The 19,307-nt window shown below is 63.2% G+C and carries 16 protein-coding genes, 1 tRNA gene and 1 pseudogene; 16 read left to right on the top strand and 2 right to left on the bottom strand.

Going from position 1 to position 19,307, the window contains the following annotated elements:
• Nucleotides 1-27 precede the first annotated feature (27 nt).
• The 13 genes from AB4Y63_RS09335 to AB4Y63_RS09275 all read left to right on the top strand — a co-directional run bounded on the left by AB4Y63_RS09335 (nt 28) and on the right by AB4Y63_RS09275 (nt 13,949).
• Nucleotides 28-732 (top strand): metal-dependent transcriptional regulator, encoded by a 705-nt coding sequence (locus AB4Y63_RS09335; RefSeq protein WP_441790780.1) that lies wholly within the window; start codon nt 28-30, stop codon nt 730-732.
• Nucleotides 733-1,129: 397 nt separating this feature from the next.
• On the top strand, nt 1,130-1,810 hold the full coding sequence (locus AB4Y63_RS09330; RefSeq protein WP_441790779.1) for a C40 family peptidase: 681 nt from the start codon (nt 1,130-1,132) through the stop codon (nt 1,808-1,810).
• A 354-nt stretch (nt 1,811-2,164) separates the two neighbouring features.
• Nucleotides 2,165-2,662: an HNH endonuclease gene (locus tag AB4Y63_RS09325; protein ID WP_441790778.1), complete on the top strand. Its 498-nt coding sequence runs from the start codon at nt 2,165-2,167 to the stop codon at nt 2,660-2,662.
• 187 nt (nt 2,663-2,849) lie between these two features.
• Nucleotides 2,850-4,376, top strand: coding sequence for an MFS transporter (locus tag AB4Y63_RS09320; RefSeq protein ID WP_441790986.1), 1,527 nt, complete (start codon nt 2,850-2,852; stop codon nt 4,374-4,376).
• Nucleotides 4,377-4,549: 173 nt separating this feature from the next.
• The gene (locus AB4Y63_RS09315) at nt 4,550-4,960 is read left to right on the top strand and encodes a DUF7144 family membrane protein (RefSeq protein WP_441790777.1); all 411 of its coding nucleotides are present in this window, start codon (nt 4,550-4,552) and stop codon (nt 4,958-4,960) included.
• Nucleotides 4,961-4,997: 37 nt separating this feature from the next.
• Nucleotides 4,998-5,375 (top strand): SHOCT domain-containing protein, encoded by a 378-nt coding sequence (locus AB4Y63_RS09310; RefSeq protein ID WP_441790776.1) that lies wholly within the window; start codon nt 4,998-5,000, stop codon nt 5,373-5,375.
• Between the two features lie 233 nt (nt 5,376-5,608).
• A complete protein-coding gene (locus AB4Y63_RS09305) occupies nt 5,609-6,811 on the top strand; it encodes a CHAP domain-containing protein (RefSeq protein ID WP_441790775.1) in 1,203 nt (400 codons plus the stop codon).
• 51 nt (nt 6,812-6,862) lie between these two features.
• Nucleotides 6,863-6,934 (top strand) — tRNA-Arg (locus AB4Y63_RS09300).
• 411 nt (nt 6,935-7,345) lie between these two features.
• Entirely contained in the window at nt 7,346-7,927 is a 582-nt protein-coding gene (locus tag AB4Y63_RS09295; protein WP_441790774.1) for a hypothetical protein, read from the top strand.
• Between the two features lie 191 nt (nt 7,928-8,118).
• The gene (locus AB4Y63_RS09290) at nt 8,119-10,257 is read left to right on the top strand and encodes an ATP-dependent nuclease (RefSeq protein WP_441790773.1); all 2,139 of its coding nucleotides are present in this window, start codon (nt 8,119-8,121) and stop codon (nt 10,255-10,257) included.
• Nucleotides 10,258-10,442: 185 nt separating this feature from the next.
• A complete protein-coding gene (locus tag AB4Y63_RS09285) occupies nt 10,443-12,206 on the top strand; it encodes a 3-ketosteroid-delta-1-dehydrogenase (protein ID WP_441790772.1) in 1,764 nt (587 codons plus the stop codon).
• A gap of 139 nt (nt 12,207-12,345) precedes the next feature.
• Nucleotides 12,346-12,684 carry a hypothetical protein gene (locus tag AB4Y63_RS09280; RefSeq protein WP_441790771.1) on the top strand — a complete coding sequence of 113 codons (339 nt, stop codon included), beginning with the start codon at nt 12,346-12,348 and terminating at the stop codon, nt 12,682-12,684.
• Nucleotides 12,681-13,949 carry a flavin-dependent oxidoreductase gene (locus AB4Y63_RS09275; RefSeq protein ID WP_441790770.1) on the top strand — a complete coding sequence of 423 codons (1,269 nt, stop codon included), beginning with the start codon at nt 12,681-12,683 and terminating at the stop codon, nt 13,947-13,949. Before AB4Y63_RS09280 ends, AB4Y63_RS09275 begins: the two co-directional genes overlap by 4 nt.
• A 58-nt stretch (nt 13,950-14,007) precedes the next feature.
• Here the strand turns inward: AB4Y63_RS09275 and AB4Y63_RS09270 are convergent, their stop codons facing one another.
• Both AB4Y63_RS09270 and AB4Y63_RS09265 read right to left on the bottom strand, forming a co-directional pair.
• On the bottom strand, nt 14,008-15,471 hold the full coding sequence (locus AB4Y63_RS09270; protein WP_441790769.1) for an APC family permease: 1,464 nt from the start codon (nt 15,469-15,471) through the stop codon (nt 14,008-14,010).
• A gap of 49 nt (nt 15,472-15,520) precedes the next feature.
• The gene (locus AB4Y63_RS09265; RefSeq protein WP_441790768.1) at nt 15,521-16,936 is read right to left on the bottom strand and encodes an amidase; all 1,416 of its coding nucleotides are present in this window, start codon (nt 16,934-16,936) and stop codon (nt 15,521-15,523) included.
• A 210-nt stretch (nt 16,937-17,146) separates the two neighbouring features.
• Between AB4Y63_RS09265 and AB4Y63_RS09260 the strand changes: the two genes are divergently transcribed.
• The 3 genes and pseudogenes from AB4Y63_RS09260 to AB4Y63_RS09250 all read left to right on the top strand — a co-directional run.
• On the top strand, nt 17,147-17,821 hold the full coding sequence (locus AB4Y63_RS09260; protein ID WP_441790767.1) for a TetR/AcrR family transcriptional regulator: 675 nt from the start codon (nt 17,147-17,149) through the stop codon (nt 17,819-17,821).
• 44 nt (nt 17,822-17,865) lie between these two features.
• Nucleotides 17,866-18,534 carry an SIMPL domain-containing protein gene (locus AB4Y63_RS09255; RefSeq protein ID WP_441790766.1) on the top strand — a complete coding sequence of 223 codons (669 nt, stop codon included), beginning with the start codon at nt 17,866-17,868 and terminating at the stop codon, nt 18,532-18,534.
• A gap of 318 nt (nt 18,535-18,852) precedes the next feature.
• Nucleotides 18,853-19,307, top strand: a pseudogene (locus AB4Y63_RS09250) (hypothetical protein); the annotation flags it as partial.

Genomic DNA, 19,307 nt, shown 5'->3' with positions numbered 1-19,307 from the left:
TGGACTTAACAAAGCTGGAGGTTGGGGATGACAGACCTCATTGATACGACTGAAATGTACCTGCGTACAATTCTCGATCTCGAGGAAGAGAACATCATTCCTCTGCGCGCTCGCATTTCAGAGCGCCTGGGACACTCGGGTCCGACCGTGTCACAGACCGTTGCACGTATGGAGCGCGACGGCCTCGTCGTGGTCTCCGGCGACCGCCACCTTGAGCTGACAGAGGCGGGCCGCAGCAAAGCGGTGCACGTGATGCGCAAGCACCGTCTCGCCGAGCGACTCCTCAGCGACATCATCGGCCTCGAGTGGGAGTTCGTTCACGACGAGGCTTGCCGCTGGGAGCACGTGATGAGCGAGAAGGTCGAACGCAAGATTCTTGAGATTCTTGGCCACCCGACCGAATCTCCCTATGGCAACCCGATTCCGGGTCTCGAAGAGCTCGGGCAGCCTGCTGCGTCGGCATTCATGAGCGGCGTCACCAACGTGGTCAGTGTCGTCGCGGCGGCAGATGGCCCCGTGACCGCGGTCATCCGTCGCATGGGCGAACCCGTGCAGTTCGAATCGGAACTTCTAGCCCAGCTCAAGCAGTCGGGAGTTCTCCCCGGTGCGACGGGCGTGTTCTCGGCAGCGGGCTCCTACGTGCTGGTGCAGGTTGACGGCTTCGGCGAGGGGCTGGAACTGCCCAATGAGATGGCAAGTCACATCTTCGTAACAACCCCTGAAACGGTCTAGCCAGTCGCCTTCGGCCCCCGAATTGGTGTCAATTCGTTACCATTCCGTGAGCGATTTAGCCCATGAACGTGACAAATCGGTGTAGCTCCCGTAGCCTCTTGGATGTCCCACAGACCAGAAGCCGGTCAAAGGACCCGAATCAAGACGCCTCCTCGGCCCGTCTCTTGAATCTCGGAAACACACGCGATTAGCGCATTGGACGGGGCAACTACCTAGTGTTGCAGAGGCGCCGGAGGTTACAACTTTGGCTGAATTAGGTAAAAACCTGTCCCGACGTGGAACAGCGATAACTGAAAAACCCGACACCACCCGCGCGGCAGCGACTACGAATGCTGCGCCCCAGAAGGCTCGCCCTCGCCTCTCGAGGCGACGCGGAAGCCTCGGCAATCTCGTTGTGATGACCCTGGCCGGCGGCCTCGTCGCCACCATGGCGCTCCCCGCCTACGCATTCGCGCCGGGCAGCAACGAAACCCAGTTCGGCACCACAGCGTCGACGGAGCTCAGCCAGGCTGCAGCTCAGAACGTCACTGTCGATGCGAAGGCGGCCAGTGTCACGGTCGCCCGCGACGGATTCACGGCGACCACCGAAGCCGAGCTTGCCGCAGCGTCGGCTGCCGCAGTGGAAGCCGCTGCCGCCGAAGCACGCCGACAGAGCGCTGCCGCCGCGATGACCTCGTACGCAGCCTCTTACTCCGGTCCGTCGGTCTCCGATTTCCTCGCGAACCCGTCGTACCCGAACTACGATCTCGGCTCGGTCTTCAGCGTGGCCTCGCAGTACCAGGGCGTGCCCTACGTCTACGGCGGTGCCACCCCGGCCGGCTTCGACTGCTCCGGCTTCGTCATGTATGTCTACGCGCAGTTCGGCATCAGCCTGCCGCACTCGTCGACGGGTCAGGGAGCAGCGGGCGTGCGCATCTCCGAGGCCGACGCTCGTCCGGGCGACTTGGTGATCATGGATGGCCACGACGGGTTCTATGCCGGCAACGGCAACATCCTGCACGCGCCCTATGAGGGAGCGTCCGTGCGCATCCAGCCGATTTGGACCAGCGACTACTACATCGTTCGCCTCGGCATATAGGCATCAGGATGTGACGACGTGAGTCTGAACATTCGGTAACAGCCCTCTTGATTGGCGCGCCACGACTTCGTGACGCGCCAATTGTGAGTTAACCTGATGCCCTGATGTTTTGCGGAAGATCGAAAGATCGGGAGAGCCAATGAGCGAGCAACGCACGATCCACACCATGGATCAGCGCGGCTGCTTCGCGCGGCGGCACAGCAGTCAAATAGACCAGAGCCACACCGTGGCCCCGGGGGCGTTGTCATTGTGACAGCGCCCTTTTTTGTTTGCCTGCTCACTTCGTATCGCATCACACCGTAGATAGCAGTTCGAATGGCTGGAAGCCGTCCAGCCGTTTTCGAAAGGGAGCGCATGCGCACACTGGTTCTCAACGCGGGGTACGAGCCCCTCGCCGTGGTGTCATTCAAGCGGGCACTGATTCTGGTTATGAACAACAAAGCGACGGTCGTCGAAAGCGATCGGGGGCATCCGGTTTTCGCCGCCTCCGGAGCCTGGGAGCGGCCGAGCGTGATTCTGCTCACGCGGTACGTGCGCCTTCCGCGCTCGCGGATCTCGCCGGTCAGCCGGCGGGGCGTGCTGCGCCGCGACGACCACCGGTGCTGCTATTGCGGTAAGTCGGCCACGACGATCGACCACGTGCTGCCGCGGTCGCGGGGCGGACGGGACACCTGGGACAACCTGGTGGCCTGCTGCCTGCGCTGCAACAACATCAAGAGCAACCTGACGCCGGCCGAGATGGGCTGGGGGATGCGCTTCAACCCCGCGGCACCGCACGGCGGCAACTGGGTCGTGCGCGGCGTGGAGAGCCCGATGCCGCAGTGGGGCGAGTACTTGGCGCCGGCGGCCTGATTCTCATTCGGGGCGCGTCGCTCGGGCGGATGCTGCTGGCTGACGACACGGATGAATGACATTCCGCCGGGTTGGGTCTACGTTTCTACTACGACAACGTCCGTTGATCGGAAGGGAGGCCTCCGTGAGCGCACCCGGGTCAGGTGAAAGCACCCCGTTCAACGGCAAGCTGGCGCTGTTGTTGGCGATGGCGATGTTCGTGCTCGTGGTCGACACGTCGATCATGAACGTCTCGATCTCCGCTGTCGTGAAAGATATCGATGCCACCGTCAGTGGCATCCAGTCGGCGATCGCGCTCGAAGCGCTGGTGTCGGCCGCGTTCATCCTGATCGGCAGCAAGGTCGGCGACCTCATCGGGCGCAAGCGAGCGTATGTCATCGGCCTCCTCTGCTACGCGACGGGAGCCGTGGCGATGATGCTGGCGCAGTCGCTCCTGCCCATCATCATTTTCTGGGCGGTGATCGGCGGGCTCGGTGCCTCCCTGCTCCTGCCCGCCATGCAGTCCCTCATCCACGGCAATTTCGAGGGCGCGAACCAGGCGCGGGTTTACGCGATGGTTGGGGCGTCGGCGGCGATCGCGGCCGCTGTCGGTCCGTTGATCGGTGGATTCATCACGACCTTCCTGTCGTGGAGGGTCGCGTTCGGACTTGAGGCGCTGATCATCGTCGTCGTTCTGAGCGGCATCAAGCTCGTGCGTGACGTGCCGTACACCGGACCCCGTCAGGTTGACACTCTCGGCGCGCTGCTGTCCGTCTTGGGTATGGGCGGAATCGTCATCGGCATCCTGGTCTGGCAGGAGGGCGGCGAGGCCGTCGGCATTCTGCTCGCCGTCGGCATCTTCGGACTCGGCGCCTTGGCGTATTGGCTCGTGCGACGCAAGCGGCAGAACAAGCCGACCCTCATCGACCCCGACCTGTTCCAGTCCAAGATGTTCCGGCTGGGCGTCACCGGACAGATGATGCAGCAGATCGCACTGGGCGGAACCATGATTGTGCTGCCCATCTACCTGCAGATGGTGCTCGGCTATAACGCGTTGCAGGCGGGCCTGTCGATCGCGCCGCTGTCGCTGACCATGTTCGGGGTCGCGATGCTCGCCGGGAAGCGCGTCGGCCGGCGTCGCCCGGCAACGCTGATCCTCTGGGGTTTCGTGCTCCTGACGGCGGGCTTGCTGATCCTCATCCCCATCGTCCCCCGGGCCGATTCCGGCTGGTGGCTCCTCGGCCCGTTGGTTGTCTCTGGAGTGGGACTGGGGCTGCTGGTGTCGCAGTTGAATGCCTACACGTTGTCACCGATCTCCAATGAGCGCGTGAGCGAGGCCGCCGGGGTGAACTCGGCCGCCGGCTCGTTCGGTCTGTCGTTCGGTCTCGCCTTCGCCGGTGCGATCATGCTCGCGTCACTCTCTCTCATCTTCACGAGCATGGCCATGGCCAGTGAGGTGCTCCCCGCCGACGAGCAGCAGCAGGTCGCCGAGGTGCTGGAGGAAGACGCCGAGTTCATGTCCAACACCGCCCTGGCCGAGCTCCTCGTCGGCCAGCCGGAAGCGATCCAGGCGGAGATCATCAGGATCAATACGGACGCGCGACCCATCGCCCTGCAGATCGCCCTCCTCATTCCGATCCTCGCGGGCGGGATCGGACTGCTCAACGGATTTCGGATGCGTCGTCTTCCCGATCCGAAACCCGACGAAGCGGTGGATGGAATGCTGCTCGGGTGAAGCACTGTCGAAGGTCGGTGCAGAGCGGAACGCAGCCGCCCCGAGGCGCAATTGACTATTGACTGGGTTGGGATCTGATCGACATACTCAGCACACGGGCGAGTTATACCCGGGGGCGGCGGCATCCACGCACAGTGTCGGTGCAGCCAAAGAGTGAGATTGGCGGTAACCCTGTGAGCGATGTCAAAGCACCAACGGGCTGGGTCGGCTGGATCGGATTCGCCGGTGTCATTCTCATCATGAACGGCGTCTTCGGCGTCATTCAGGGACTCATTGCGTTGATCGGACCGAGTTCGTACTACGTCGTCGCGAAAGGCGGCCTGTTCGCCTTCGACGTCACCGGCTGGGGCTGGTGGAACCTGATCATCGGTCTCCTGCTCGGACTCGCAGGCATCGCGTTGTTCCTCGGCGCGACCTGGGCCCGGATCGTCGCTGTGATCGTCGTCGCACTCAGCGCTATCGGTCAAATGCTTCTCGTCCCGGCCCAACCCTGGTGGTCCGTCATCGTCATCGCGATCGATGTTCTTGTCATCTACGCCATCACGGCGCACGGCCGCGAGTTCGCGACGCCGGACGCCGACTAACCGCACACACGGCACACATCGCGAAAGGTAGGGCACCGTGAGCATTGGGGAACTCTTCGCCTCGTTCTTTTGGGCCTACATCTTCTTCACCTGCATCTGGATCTTCGTCATCGTCTTCGTCAATGTGTTCCGCGACCCGGGACTCGGCGGCGGCGGCAAGGCACTCTGGGTTCTCTTCCTGGTGGTGGTGCCCTTCCTCGGTGCCTTCGTCTACCTCATTGCCCGCGGCGGCAAGATGGGGCGGCGGGGCGCAGAGACACAAGGACGCGCCGCCGGCCAAGCTGCGGACATCGGCACCGTCGGGGCCCGCGCGACCACCACATCCGACATTGAGTCGGCGAAAAAGCTCCTCGATTCCGGTGCGATCACCGAGACGGAGTTCGAGACGCTCAAGGCACAGGCCCTAGCGCGCTAAGCGCCGTGCGCGGTGTCGTGCGGCATCGCGCGGGTCGGGCGCCGCGACGCGGGTTGGGTCCAACGCGCGCGGAGGCGCCCGACCCGCGCGGCGCCATCCGCACCCCGTTTCGAGCACTGGGGTAACCCTCAAGGGGAGCTTGAGCGTCCCCGGAAGTGGGGGCGACTTTCGTGAAATTCTCACGTAGGGTGGGGGAGTTGCCCGCCCGCTAACCCAGTGTTGAGGATTGTCACGTGATCGATTCCGGCCCGTCCGGTTCCCCCGAGAACGCTGACGTCCTGCCCTCGCGGCGTGCCCTGCGTGCGCAGCGGGAAGCCGCAGAAGCGGCAGCCGAAAGCATCGAGTCTGCGGCGGCGATCGTGCCCGACTCGGTCGAGCCGACGGATGTCGCCACGGCGAGTATCGCGGATGTCACCTCGGCGAGCACGGCGGAAGTCACCGCGAGCGGAACGGATGTTGCCACCAGCATTCTGGATGTCGCCACGACGCGCGTCCTCGACGTCATCGTGCCAGCCGAAGTTGTTGCACCGCTCGCGCCCAACGCTGAAGTTCCGGCCAAGCCAAGCGCTCTGAAAGCTCAGCCGCGGGTCGTAAAAGCGCAGCCACACGGTCGACGCTCGGCTAGTCAAGCCTCCCCTTCCCAGGCCCGCTCGTCTCAGGCCCCCGCCGCGAAGGCCTCGCCGTCCACTAGCCCGCGTCGCCGTTCCCGTTCGCGCAGTCCGATCACCGTGCTGGTCGCGATCATGGCCATCCCCGGACTTTTTCTCACCGCTGGTTTGCCGGCCTACGCCTTCGACCCGCAGGCTGCGCCAGCTACCGGGGTCTCGGCTCACGCACAGCTCGAAGCCGACGCGCAGGACGTCGTCGTGGCAGCGACCGCGGCACACACCGTCGTCTCGCGCGACGGATTCTCGGCGAGCACCGCCGAGGAGCTCGCCGAGCGTTCCGCTGAACTGCGCCGCGAGGGCGCTGCCGCTGCGGCGCGTGCGTCGGCCGCCGAGTTCGCAACCAGTGGCATCCGTGCCGAGGGTGACGACTATCCGTGGCCGTTTGAGGCCACCGACAACGAGGGCGGCGGACTGTCGCCGCTTGGCTACTACTACCGCGAATGCGTCGACTTCGTCGCCTGGCGCCTCAACCGCGATGCCGGTTCCGGCAGCAGCCCGTGGCAGTGGACCTGGAGCAAGATGACGCCGGGCAACGGCAACGCCTCAGGCTGGGCGGATGCCTGGGCGAGCCACGGCTGGGTGACCAGCGCGACGCCGGTGGTCGGCTCGGTGGCCTGGTTCAACTACAACCACGTCGCCTATGTGCAGTCGATCCCCGGCGACGGAACCGTCGTGCTCGAGGAATACAACTGGATGGGCAGCCACGCGTACCACACGCGCACGGTGTCGATCGGCGACGTGCCGCTGTATCTGTACCCGCCGAGCTAGCGCAGCGTCTGACGACCCGGTGCCGGATTAGCCGCTAAACTTTCTGGGTCAGCCTCTGTAGCTCAATGGAAGAGCGACTCCGTCCTAAGGAGCAGGTTGGGGGTTCGAGTCCCTCCAGGGGCACACTTCCACGTTTGCTGGAACCATCGGCCAAGTCCATGCCTACTTTTAGCTATTTTCCGTACTCGTTAAGAAATCGTCGTCGTTGGTCGCCGCCGCAGCGTCTGCGCACTCGCGATTTCCATCGTTGGTTGAATTGGCTTTGCGTTTGCCCAGTTTCCAATACAGCTTTATTGAGGCTCCGAGGAAAGTTGCGAAGAGTCGGTAACGTGAGCGACGAAGCGATGACGTGCGACTAGCTGGAGGAAGAAAATGGTACGCGTAGAGGGAGTGCTAGTAACCACTCAGGCTGTTGAAGCGTACGGAGGGGTATCCCTATCCCGGCAACTCGTGGAGTCGGTCCCAGACATGGTGAAGAGTGGCCGAATCCCGCTTGGGGTCCGACACGATCCTCGACTGCGATTCAACGCAACTGTGATTGATGCCTACACCAGGGAACGCGAAGACGGAGAACTAGAAGCAGTCGCGATCTGGGAAATCGACGATGGCGAGTGGGAAAAGCACAATGCCGACCAGATGCGCGGGTTCTCGATCAGTGTAACTTCTACGATCGTAGGCGAGAGCGAAGCGGCAATTGAATTGGTGGCGGACGCGCACTGGTACTCAAAGGACGACCTTCTCACGGCGTTCGCCGAGCTGAACACCAGCAATCAGTCGGCAAGTGTGGGACACCTCTATCAATTTGCCTATGAGCCGGACACGCTCATTGTCCTGCAGTGGGTCGTGCCGCAACTTACCTCGGTGGCGGTCGGCTTGATTACAAACTTCGTTTATGACTCGCTGAAGCGACTCCTACGAAAGGCTCCACCACTTTCAAAAGTGAGCATGGAATTCACCGACGAGAACGACGGAACGACCTCAAAGTTCTACATTGAAACCGGTTCGGTCGAGGTGCTAAAACACGCCATCGACTCGATTCCTGCAGCAATCGCGGCGAACAAGCGGCAGATGCAGTATCGGGATGAGGACGAGAACTGGGTTTCGCTAGACGAGTGAAGGGCGTGGCCAGCGCCCCGTCCGTTGTCGCAGCGAGCAGGTAGAACGTTCGTCTGGGTTCTGAATCTGCAGCTCTGCGACACCGGGCAAGGCCATGGACGCCCCCGATGGTCGCTCTGCCAGTGCTTGTAGGAAGTGGGGTCTGTCACAATGAGGTGAATACAAGGGGGTTGCATTTGAAACTGGTTGACGTGCGAATTCAGAACTTCAGGGGACTCAAGGACGTCACGATCCCGCTTTCACAATTTGGTTGCCTAATCGGGGAAAACAACTCTGGCAAGTCGTCGGCATTGCAGGCGATCCTCTTGCTGTTGCCGAGCTCGAGTAAGAAGCCGGCTCTGTCCGACTTTTTCGACAGCTCAAAGCCAATTCGAATTGAACTTCGTGTTGATGATGTCGACGCTGCGGACCTTGCTCGAATTGAGAATGATCAGCATCGCGCCAGTTTCGAATCAGACGTTGTTGATGGCTCCGTGCGATTCGTGAGGATGGTCGAGGCAGGTTCCGTGTCGAAGTCACAACTACTAATCTCCCGCCTTGGGCCGGCGGAGGATCGCTGGACGGACGAAAAGCTGGCCCCGACTATGAAGGGCAACGCAGGCGCTGCCCTTCGGAATGCTGTGCTGGAGCTCCTGCCGGAGTTGGGTGAGAATCTATCGGCGAAACCTACGCAAAAAGAGGTGAACGCGCTTCGGGACGAATTTGTCGCTGCAATGCCAAACGATCACAAGACATTTCGGGATGAGCCGCTTGGTACTGGACTTGACGCCGGCATCAAGAACTTCTTGCCGGAGCCCATCTATATTGAGGCAGTCAAGGATGTCGCGGATGAAGTTAAGACTACAGATAGCGCAACCTTCGGGAAGTTGCTCGGTCTACTGCTCGAGGAAGTTCAAGACCAGTTTGCTGGGGTCGAGGAGCAGTTCAAGGCGATACAAAAGCAGTTGAGCCGTGTAATTGGTGAAGATGGCGTCGTCGTGGACGAGCGCATCAAAGAAGTTCGTACTGTCGAGGCGATGATCAATAGCTTCGTTCAGGAGAGCTTTCCGGACGTCAACCTAACAATCACCGTCCCTGTGCCAAAGATGAAGACGATCCTCTCATCTGCTGAGATTTCTGCTGATGATGGGCATGACGGACTTGTTGTCTCGAAGGGTGATGGCCTGAAAAGGGCTGTTGCATTTGCGATACTGCGGGCATACACGAACCTCCGTGCCTCGGGGATCGGTAGCTCTGGTAGCGCCATCGGCCACTACTGGCTGCTGTTTGAGGAGCCCGAGCTCTATCTGTATCCACGGGCGCAACGACAACTCTTCTCGGCGCTGGACGTGTTTTCCAATGATTTTCCAGTCATGGTCACCACGCATTCTCCGGTCTTCTTCGATGCAGATGCTACCCAGTCGTTTGTGAAGTTCCGCAAAGTTCGGCCGGATACCTCAAAGCCACCGTTTACTGAGGTACATCCAATTGTCATTGGTGACGATCTATCGACGAAAACCGCATTTCAGATCATCTGCCACGAAAACAACAGCATTGGCTTCTTCGCGAAGCAGGTAGTGCTCGTAGAGGGCGACAGCGATGCTCTGCTGCTGCCTCATTTTGCCAAGCTGCTCGACCCTGCCTGGGATAGCGTCGAGAAGAATATTTCGTTCGCTCGGACTAACGGCAAAGGAAACATCGCAAGCTACCGTTCATTCTTCAGTAAGTTCGATATTCCAATCCACGTCGTGTGCGACCTTGACGCCTTGATCGGGGGCTTCGACAAACTCGAACCGAATGATCGCGCGAAAGTCCTTCGTGAAGATCTTCTACGGCTCGTTGACGCGGAACTGGCAGATGCGACCGAGATCACAGAAGGCGATGCGAAGACTTTGGTCGATAGCGGAGAAGCACGTGCCCTCTGGGGAGCCGCCGAGGAAGCACGACTCGCGCTTGATGGCACCGAGGCTTCATATGCGGCCTTAAACGTTGCGGTTGGGCACTTCTTCTCGTTCCGACGAAAGAACGACCGCCTTGCCGTGCTGGAATCGGCGACTGGTGTTATTGCGACAAAGCGGGATCAGCTGATTGATCTGTTGCGAGAGTCACGCACTAACGTGCTCTCGCTGGGTGCCATCGAGAATTACTACGCCAGCACTTCGAAGTCCCGGGACAAGGTCAAGCAGGCGATTAGCTACCGTTCTGCCTGCGAATCACTCGACAACTACGTCGCCGACCTCGGAGAGAATGCTGAGATTATCGAGAAAGAACTGCGCGTCGTTATGGGCGCAATTTTCGAGGACGGTTTGCAGATCGCTGACGTTAATTCGGGCGTAGATTTGGCGGCTTAGGAGTTTACCTGCCTGTTTCGTTCAGGGGTCGTGTCTACGTCTGCAACTGGGTTGATCCCGAGTCAGTCCGCAAACGATCGCCAGGACGATCATTGAATTGGTTCGAAGCGCACAGGGGTAGAGGACTTACCGCCCGGTCCGCGTGAGCGGTGCGACCGGACGACCGATTCCATAGGTGGCACGATGTGCCTATTGTGCATAACGTGCCCGTCGTGCAGGATGGCTCCATAGCCCGCCCACGAATTGGAGCTGCGTCGACGATGACCGAGAACATGACGATTGATCTGCTGGTAGTTGGATCGGGAACCGGGCTCGCAGCAGCACTGTCCGCGCATGAGCAGGGCGCCACCGTGCTCGTGATCGAGAAGACAAAACTCGTCGGTGGTTCGACGGCGCGATCCGGTGGAGCATTCTGGATCCCCGCGAATCCGGTGCTCGCCAAGGACGGCGCGAACGACTCGCCCGAACGGGCTCACGAGTACCTGACCGCGGTCGTGGATGGCAGTGGCCCCCAGGCGCGCTGGGAGAGTTTTCTGGAGCACGGCTCGGAGACCGTCCGGATGCTCGAACGCACGACCCGCATGCAGTTCATGTGGGCAGAGGGCTACTCCGACTATCACCCCGAACTGCCGGGCGGCTCGGCCGCCGGCCGCAGTTGCGAGTGCCGCCCGTTCGACGTGGCGCAGCTCGGCTCGGAGCGCAGTCGGTTGCGGCCCGCGGTCATGGAGGCACCCCTGCCGATGCCGGTGACCGGCGCCGACTACAAGTGGTTGAATCTCATGGCTAAGAAGCCCATTCGCGGCTTCGGCGTCGCGATCAAGCGCGCGATTCAGGGGATCGGCGGCAAGATCATCGGCCGGGAGTACGCAGCAGGCGGGCGTGCGCTCGCCGCGGGTCTCTTCGACGGCGTCGTGCGGGCGGGCATCCCGGTGTGGACGGAAACGAGCCTGCAACGGCTCGTCGTCGACGATGCCGGCGCGGTCACCGGTGCGGTCGTCACTCGTGGGGGCCAGGAAATCACGATCACGGCAAAGCGCGGGGTAGTTCTCGCCGCCGGCGGATTCGACCACGACCTCGCACTGCGGCGCAGTGTGCAGTCGGAGTCCCTGGAGAACTGGAGCCTCGGCAGCGACGGCAACACCGGTGACGCCATCCGTGCCGCCCAGTCGGTCGGTGCCGATGTTGCTCTGATGGAGCAGGCGTGGTGGTTCCCCGCGATCTCGCCGCTGCCAGGCGAGAAGCCGATCGTGATGCTCGCTGAGCGTTCGCTGCCGGGCTCGTTCATGGTCGATTCAACGGGTAACCGGTTTCTGAACGAAGCGGAAGATTACATGTCGTTCGGCCATCACGTGCTCGAGCGCGAGCGTGAGGGACGCCCGGTCGGCACCATGTGGCTCATCTTCGACCAGACCTACCGCAACAGCTATCTGCTGGGCGGACAGGTCTTTCCGCGGATGGCCATTCCGAGGAACTGGTACGAGAACGGCATCGCGGTACGGGCCTCGTCGTGGGCGCAACTCGCACAGCAGATCGGGGTGGAGCGCGGCGTTCTCAGCGAGAGTGCGCGGAGGTTCAACGAGCTCGCTGCGGCCGGGGTCGATGAGGACTTCGGTCGTGGAAACAGTGCCTACAACCGCTACTACGGCGACCCCACAATCACGCCGAATCCGAATCTCCGCCCGCTCGAGTCGACTGGACTCTACGCAATCAAGATCGTGCTTTCTGACCTCGGCACCTGCGGAGGCATCACCGCCGACGCCGATGGCCGGGCGCTCGCCGCCGACGGCACCCCGATTCCGGGCCTGTACGCGATCGGCAACTCGGCCGCCAATGTCTTCGGCGAAAGCTACCCCGGCGCGGGAGCCACGATCGGGCAGGGCCTCGTCTACGGCCACATCGCCGCCAGTCACGCCGTCGCTGCGCGCGTCGAAGACGCTTCGGCGCGCTGATTCGGTCGCTGCGAGTGGCACGCTGCTGACAGCACTCAGCCGATGTGGTTGCTGACGAACAGTCTTCCTGACGAACTGTCTGCCGCCCGGGTCGCCCCGAGTCAGCAACGATGTCAGCGGTGTTGTACTGTGGCATTTCATGCGTACCGTTCAGCTTCGTCGCTACTCCATCACCCGGGGAGAACTCGACGCTTTCGCAGCCTGGTGGGCAGCCACCATGCCGGCGCTCCGCGAACGAGCGGGGTTCACCGTCGACTTCGCGTATGCGATCGCTGAGCGAAGCGAGTTCGTCTGGGCAGTGAGCGTTCCGGGTGCCCGCGATCGATTCGAGCAGCTCGAGCGCGAGTGGATTGCTTCGCCGGAGCGTGCAGCCGCATTCATCGGGCTCGTCGAGCGTGTCGAACGACAGGTCATCGCGTTCGCCGAGGATGTCCTGCCGACCTCACCACCAGCACCACCCAGAAAGGTTGATCGATGACGATCATTATCGCCGGAGCCGGAATCGGCGGGCTCGCCACCGCGCTCTCACTCCACGATGCGGGCTTCACCGACATCCGGATCCACGAGGCGGTCTCTGAGATCCGGCCGTTCGGCGTTGGGATCAACCTGCTCCCGCATGCGGTGCGTGAATTGACCGAGCTCGGGCTCGCCGATCAGCTGGAAGCAATGGGCGTGGCGACGAGTTCGCTGCGCTACTACAACCGGCACGGCCAAGAAATCTGGGCCGAACCTCGTGGCCGCGCCGCCGGTTACCACTGGCCGCAGTACTCGGTGCACCGCGGCGAGCTGCAGATGATGCTCCTCGACGCCGTGACGGATCGCCTCCCGGCCGGTTCCGTGCGCCTCGGCGAGACGATCGACGATGTGCAGGACCGCGCCGACGGTGCGAGTGTGCGCGTGACGACGGCCGCCGGTGAGACCCGGCGCGAGGTGGCCGATCTCGTGATCGGGGCCGACGGCATCCACAGCGAACTGCGCAAGCAGCGCTACCCCGACCAGGGCGAACCGATCTGGAATGGGCTCATTCTGTGGCGCGGCACGGCCGTCGTCGACTCGTTTCTCGACGGCCGCAGCATGATCATGGCGGGGGATGCCTTCCAAAAGTTCGTCGCCTACCCGCTGTCGCTGCCGGGTGACGATGGCCGGGCGCGCATCAACTTCATCGCCGAGTATCGCTCCGACGAGCCGAACCCCGGGGTCAGCAGTTGGAACCGCGCGGCCGACCCGGCGGCGGTTGCCGCCCGCTTCGCCGACTGGACGTTCGACTGGCTCGACGTTCCGACGATCATCGACACGGCCGAACAGATCCTCGAATACCCCATGGTCGATCGGGATCCCCTCGACCAGTGGACCTTCGGAGCGCAAACCCTGATCGGAGACGCAGCCCACCCGATGTACCCGATCGGGTCGAACGGTGCCTCGCAGGCCATCATCGACGCGCGCACGCTCGCCTATGAGCTGGCCAACGCAGCAACGCTCGCTGACGGGGTCGCCGCCTACGAGGACATCCGTCGCCCCCGCACCACGGCGCTGATCCGCAGCAACCGTTCGATGGGGCCGGAGCGCGTGATGCAGCTGGCCTACGAGCGTGCACCCGACGGGTTTGCCGACATTGAAACCGTGGTGCCGAATTCTGAGCGTGAGCAGATCGCCCGTGATTACAAGGCTGCCGGCGGCTTCGTTGCTGCCGAGCTGAACGAACGAGCCAGCCTGAGCGTGAGCGGAGCGCACCGGTCGCGATGAGCGGGGCGCGGGGACCGGTGCGCAGGGAGCAGGGCTTGGCAAGCAGGGGTGCCCACGGCTAGCCGCTGACGGGTTCCGTCTCCGTTTCGTCATCAAGCTCAGACTGATCGGCCCTGGTCACCCAGCCGTAGCAGAAGCCGACCACTCCGAGAACGATCAGCGGTGCCACCAAGGCGAGATTGATCCATCCGCTCAACCCGGTGAGCAGCTCGAAATTGGCCAGCATGAGGTAGAGCCCGCCGCTCAGCAGCAGCGCAGAGGCGGCGGGCGCGATGGCCACGCGAAACACACTGTGACCGCGACGCGACGCCCAGAAGAAACGGATGATGGCGAAGGCACAGAGGATCTGGAGGAGCACGATGCCGACGATTCCCACACCGTTCGTCCAGAGGAGCAGATGCAGGTAGGGGTCGCCGGCCAGGGCCAGGGTGGCGATCACCGCCACCGCAGAAAACGCGCTCATCACCAGGCTGCCGATGTAGGGCGACTTGTAGGTGGGGTGAGTGAGCGCGAACCGGCGGGGCAGGATGCGCTCGCGCCCCAATGCGAACATGTACCGGGTGCTCGCGTTGTGGAAGGCGATGATGGCGGCGAACACGCTCGTGACGATCAACACTTCCATGACGATTTGAGCAGCGTGGCCGAGATAGCTGTTGGCCATCATGAAGTACATGGTGCCGAAGTCGTCGCCGGCCAGCACGGTGAGGATGCCGTTCGCGCCGAATCCCACGGTGGCGATCCACGTGGCGAATCCGTAGAACAACGCGAGGAAGCCGACGGAAATGTAGGTGGCACGAGGGATCGAGCGTCGCGGTTCTCGCGCTTCCTCCGAGTAGATCGCCGTGCTCTCGAAGCCGAGAAATGCACCGAGCGCCAGCACAAACATGGCGCCTGACCCCGGGGCAAAGACGTTGGCCGGAAGGAATGGCGCCACAGACATCCCCTCCGGGCCGCCGTCGATCAGGATCGCGACGGCGAGGATGACGAGGATGAGAACCTCGGCAGCCATCAGGATGCCGAGCACCCGCGCGCCGATGTTGATCTGGCGGTATCCGATGAACCCGACGACGAGCACCCCGGCCAGCGACCAGATCGGCCACGGCACGCTGATCCCGAGCAGGTTGTTCACCGTGGATTCGGCAAAGAAGCCGAGCGCACCATAGAACCCGAAACAGATCAGGCTGTACGAGGCCAGCGCCACCCACGCGGCGGCGATGCCGGTGGATGGGCTGAGGCCGCGCTTGATAAACGCGTAGAACGCACCGGTGTTCGGCAGATGCTGGGCCATCGCGGTGAATCCGAGCGCGAAGAGCACATAGGCGATTCCAGCCACGACATAGCTGCCGGGTGCGCCGATACCCCCGATCAGAAATGCCAGCGGGGAGCCGCCCGCGACGACCATGAGCGGCGCGGCGGCGGCGACAACGAAGAAGACGATGTCGCCGGTGCTCAGCGTGCCCGTGGCCAACCGATTGGGGATGCCGACGGATGCGACCGGTGAAGGTGCGGAGTGCTCGGTCATCGTCGAATCGTCTTCCCTCAGGTTGGTGCGGGGCAGGGCAGGACGGGGACTAGACCGTGGGCCACCAGGAGGCGGAGGTCCATAGCTGCAGGGCCTCTTCGAGTGCGGCGCCGAGCGTGAAGACCGTGGCGTCGTCGTAGGTGCGGCCCACGATCTGCACGCCGGTCGGCACGCCGTTCGGCGCGATCCCGGACGGCACGCTGAGTACGGGCACGCGACCGATGATGTTGAAGGGGATGGTCATTGCCGATTCGATCCAGCCCACTGTCTTGTCGCCGATCATGACGGAGGACGTGGTGCTGTCGAAGTCGGCGGCCATTCCCTGCACCGCGACAGTCGGGCAGAGGAGGGCGTCGTAGCTCTCGAAGAGCCGGCCGAGCGGTTCGTACATGGCGGTCTCCGCGGCGAGACCCTCGGGGTAGGAGCCCGCGGCCGCCGCCTTCTTGGCGAAGTCGAGCGTGTAAGGCATGAGCAGGTCTTGGTGTGTGCCGGCGATTTCTTCGATGAACGGCCCCATGATCGCACCGAAGTGGGCCCAGGCGATTTCGGTGAGCTCTTCGGTCTTCCAGGGCAGCGTCACCTCGTCAACCGTCACACCCATCGAGCGGAGGGCGTCAGCCGCAGCGCGGGTGTTCGCTTCGACCACCGGGTCGACCGCGAAGTTACCGAGGTTGACGCAGAGTGCGACGCGCATACCGATTGCTGCCGCAGCCTTCGGGGTGGGCAGAACGTAGGCGGGGCGAAGCGATGCCTGGTCGCCCCAATGCGGGCCGGCAATCACGTTCTGCAGCAGGGCGACGTCGGCGACGCTGCGGCCCATCGGGCCGTCGGCGCAATAGGTGTCCGAGTTGAACGGCGCCATGCCGGGCACGCGGCCAAACGGCGGTTTGAAGCCGACGAGACCATTGAACGACGCGGGGATGCGAATCGATCCACCGATGTCGGAACCAGTCGCCAAGATGGTCTCTCCGGCAGCCAGAGCGGCGCCTGAGCCGCCCGACGAGCCGCCCGGTGTCAGCTCGGTGTTCCACGGGTTGCGGGTCACTCCCCACAGCTTGCTGTGGGTGTACGGCGCACAGCAGAACTCCGGTGTCGTCGTGCGGCCGTGCACGACAGCTCCCGCTGCGAAGATGCGGTCGACGATCGGGTGGGTAACGTCAGCGATGTTGCCCTTTTCGGTCAATGAGCCTTCTTCGCTCAGACGCCCCGCAATCGGCTGCTCCTCTTTGAGCAGCAGTGGGATTCCTTCGAGCGGACGAAGGTTTGCCTGATCGCCGGCGAACCGAGCTTCTGATTCACGCGCCGCTGCGTAGGCCTCGTCCAGCATCTGCTCGGTCAGCGCGTTGATTTTCGGCTCGACCTGCGCGGTTCGGCTGACAACGGCATCAAGCAGCTCGACCGGCGACAATTCGCGGCTGAGAAGGAGGGAGCGGGCGGTGCTGGCAGTGATGCTGTGAAGATCCACGTAGATTCCAATCAGGATGCCGTCTGGCGGGGGAGTCGTTGCGAGCGAGTTTCTGTGAGTGATCTCTCGGTGCGCTGAGGTCGAGACTAGGGGCAGGATCGGGCTTAAGTCAACGGCGCTGACATTGGGTGGGGTGGGCACGCGAGCGAGGCGGACTGGGTTAGCCTAAGAGCCGGTTCAGCAGCGAATCGACGGCGCAGGGAGTAGTGGATGACCGCAGTGAAGAGCACGGTCGGCGGCGGACGTGCCCGTCCCCAGCTGGATCGAAATGTCATCCTGACCGTTGCGATGCAAATTGCGGCATCCGGAGCCCCGATCACCATCCGGGCGTTGGGCGCAAAACTCGGCGCCGATCCGACAGCGCTCTATCGTCATTTTGCGACTCGCCGCGACCTGGTTCAGGCGATGTTCGATCGTCTTCTCGTCGAGGTCAACGAGCGCACCAATGCACGGGATCCCTGGCGGAAGCGATTGGGCGAGGCCGCTCAGCACTACTGGGACGCCTGTGAGCGTTATCCCTCGGTCGGTGCGGAGGGGCGCACGCTCATCACCAGAGGGCCGGGCGAGATCGAGGGAGTCGAATTCTTCCTGCAAGGTTTTCGGGATGCCGGCCTCGATCGCACCGATGCCGTACGGTTTTATGCTGTGTTTTCGCACTACTTGACGTCGGTGGGGGCCACCCTGGCCAGTGCTCGGCTCGACGCCGCCAGYGATGGCGAAGAGCCGGACGGGGTCTGGCTGGGCGACGTCGGAATAGTCGACGAGAATCGGTTTCCCGAGGTGGCGGCGTCTCGTGAGCAACTCGCGTCGCTTCGGGACCGCGACATCTTTCAGATGGGTGTCGGTGTCATTTTGGATGCGGCGGAGGCAGCTTCCCGACACTAGCCGCCTGTCAGAATGTGCATCACGATCGATCCGATTGGAGCGCCATGAACGAGACAGTGATCACGGTACAAGGGCACGATGCCGCCTGGTACTCGCCCGAACGCGCCACTGTGCAGCTGGGTATCGGATTCGACGGCCCCGACCGGCAATCAGTCTTCGAGGCCACGACTCGCGCCGCCGAAACCGTGCGCTCGATGGTCGTCGCACTCAGTGAAGCGCAGTCGAGCCCGATCAGCCGCTGGTCGTCTGACTCGGTCTCGGTCTGGAGCGAGCGCCCGTGGAACAACGAAGGCAAACAGCTTCCGTTGGTTTTTCACGCCGCCATCACCTTCACCGTTCGGTTCAGCGACTTCGACGTGATGGCCCACTGGTTGGACGCCGTCGCGGCCGTCGACAGCGTCACCGTGGGCGGCATCGAGTGGTCGCTGACCGCCGCGCGCAAGGCTGCAGTTCTCGCAGACGCGCAATCGCTGGCCGTGACGGATGCGCTCACTCGGGCGACGGTCTTCGCGCGCAGTCTGGGCCTGGAAACAGTGCGAGCCATCGCACTCGCCGATCCCGGGATGCTGGGCGATCACGGTTCGGCGCCCGTTCCTCTGGCTCGCGGGGCGATGATGATGGCGGACAGCGGTGCGGGCCGGTCGGGGATCGCGCTGACGCCGCAGCGAATCGAGGTGTCGGCGTCGGTCGATGCGAGGTTTGTCGCGTCGTAGGGATCGGTGCTCGGTGGTCGGTGGTCGAGCCTGTCGAGACCCCGTGAGTTGACCTTGAAGCCGCGACCCGATCTGGGCGCGTGGTATCCCCATCGGCGCGGTTTCTACTGCGCGCCCAGCGGGATAGCCCGCGCCGGCTTCGCGGGCACGTGCCGCGACGGTGGTCGAGCCTGTCGAGACCCCGTGACCCAGCCTTCAGACTCGGCCCTCTCGTCGACCCGCCCTCCACAGGCGCCGGGTCGGAAAGTTGTCCACAACCCCCGGTCAACAGGCCTTTCGTGTCGGTGCGATGTCGGTGGTGCCTGGAAGAGTTCAGGTATGAACCCGTTGTTGGATCGTCTCGGCGAACAGGTCGATCTCGTCGCCGAATTACACCGCAGGCAGGCCGTGCTGGCCGCCGAGACCGCCGTCGCCATCGACCGGGCGCGGCAGCTCAGTGAGAACCTGACCACGCTCCCGGTCACCGAGTCGACCCTGCGGCAGCGCTGGGCGAACCGACGAGTACTCGTGACCGAACTCGCCTGCGCGCTGCGCRTKCCGGAACGCACCATGGAGACGCAGATCGCGATCGGCCAGGCGCTCATYCACACCCTGCCGGACACGTTCGCCGCGTTGCAGRCCGGGCAGATCAGCTACCGGCACGCCACCGTGCTCGCCGACCAGACGTTCACGCTCACCCCGGAGGACCGGGCCGCGCTCGAGAAGGCGGTGCTGCCCGGCGCCGGGAACCTGATCGTGTCCCGGTTCGCGCAGAAGACCCGCAAAGCCCGGGA

The organism is Leifsonia sp. YAF41, assembly GCF_052113185.1.
Lineage (GTDB): Bacteria > Actinomycetota > Actinomycetes > Actinomycetales > Microbacteriaceae > Cryobacterium.
The sequence above is the reverse complement of the archived record's forward strand: the minus strand, read 5'-3'. Positions and strand labels throughout refer to the sequence as shown.

Excerpts from the sequence above, each read along its gene's own strand:
- AB4Y63_RS09325 (WP_441790778.1), top strand. The coding sequence starts at position 2,165 with ATGCGCACACTGGTTCTCAACGCGGGGTACGAGCCCCTCGCCGTGGTG.
- AB4Y63_RS09280 (WP_441790771.1), top strand. The coding sequence starts at position 12,346 with ATGCGTACCGTTCAGCTTCGTCGCTACTCCATCACCCGGGGAGAACTC.
- AB4Y63_RS09330 (WP_441790779.1), top strand. The coding sequence starts at position 1,130 with ATGACCCTGGCCGGCGGCCTCGTCGCCACCATGGCGCTCCCCGCCTAC.
- AB4Y63_RS09320 (WP_441790986.1), top strand. The coding sequence starts at position 2,850 with ATGGCGATGTTCGTGCTCGTGGTCGACACGTCGATCATGAACGTCTCG.
- AB4Y63_RS09335 (WP_441790780.1), top strand. The coding sequence starts at position 28 with ATGACAGACCTCATTGATACGACTGAAATGTACCTGCGTACAATTCTC.
- AB4Y63_RS09270 (WP_441790769.1), bottom strand. The coding sequence starts at position 15,471 with ATGACCGAGCACTCCGCACCTTCACCGGTCGCATCCGTCGGCATCCCC.
- AB4Y63_RS09255 (WP_441790766.1), top strand. The coding sequence starts at position 17,866 with ATGAACGAGACAGTGATCACGGTACAAGGGCACGATGCCGCCTGGTAC.
- AB4Y63_RS09275 (WP_441790770.1), top strand. The coding sequence starts at position 12,681 with ATGACGATCATTATCGCCGGAGCCGGAATCGGCGGGCTCGCCACCGCG.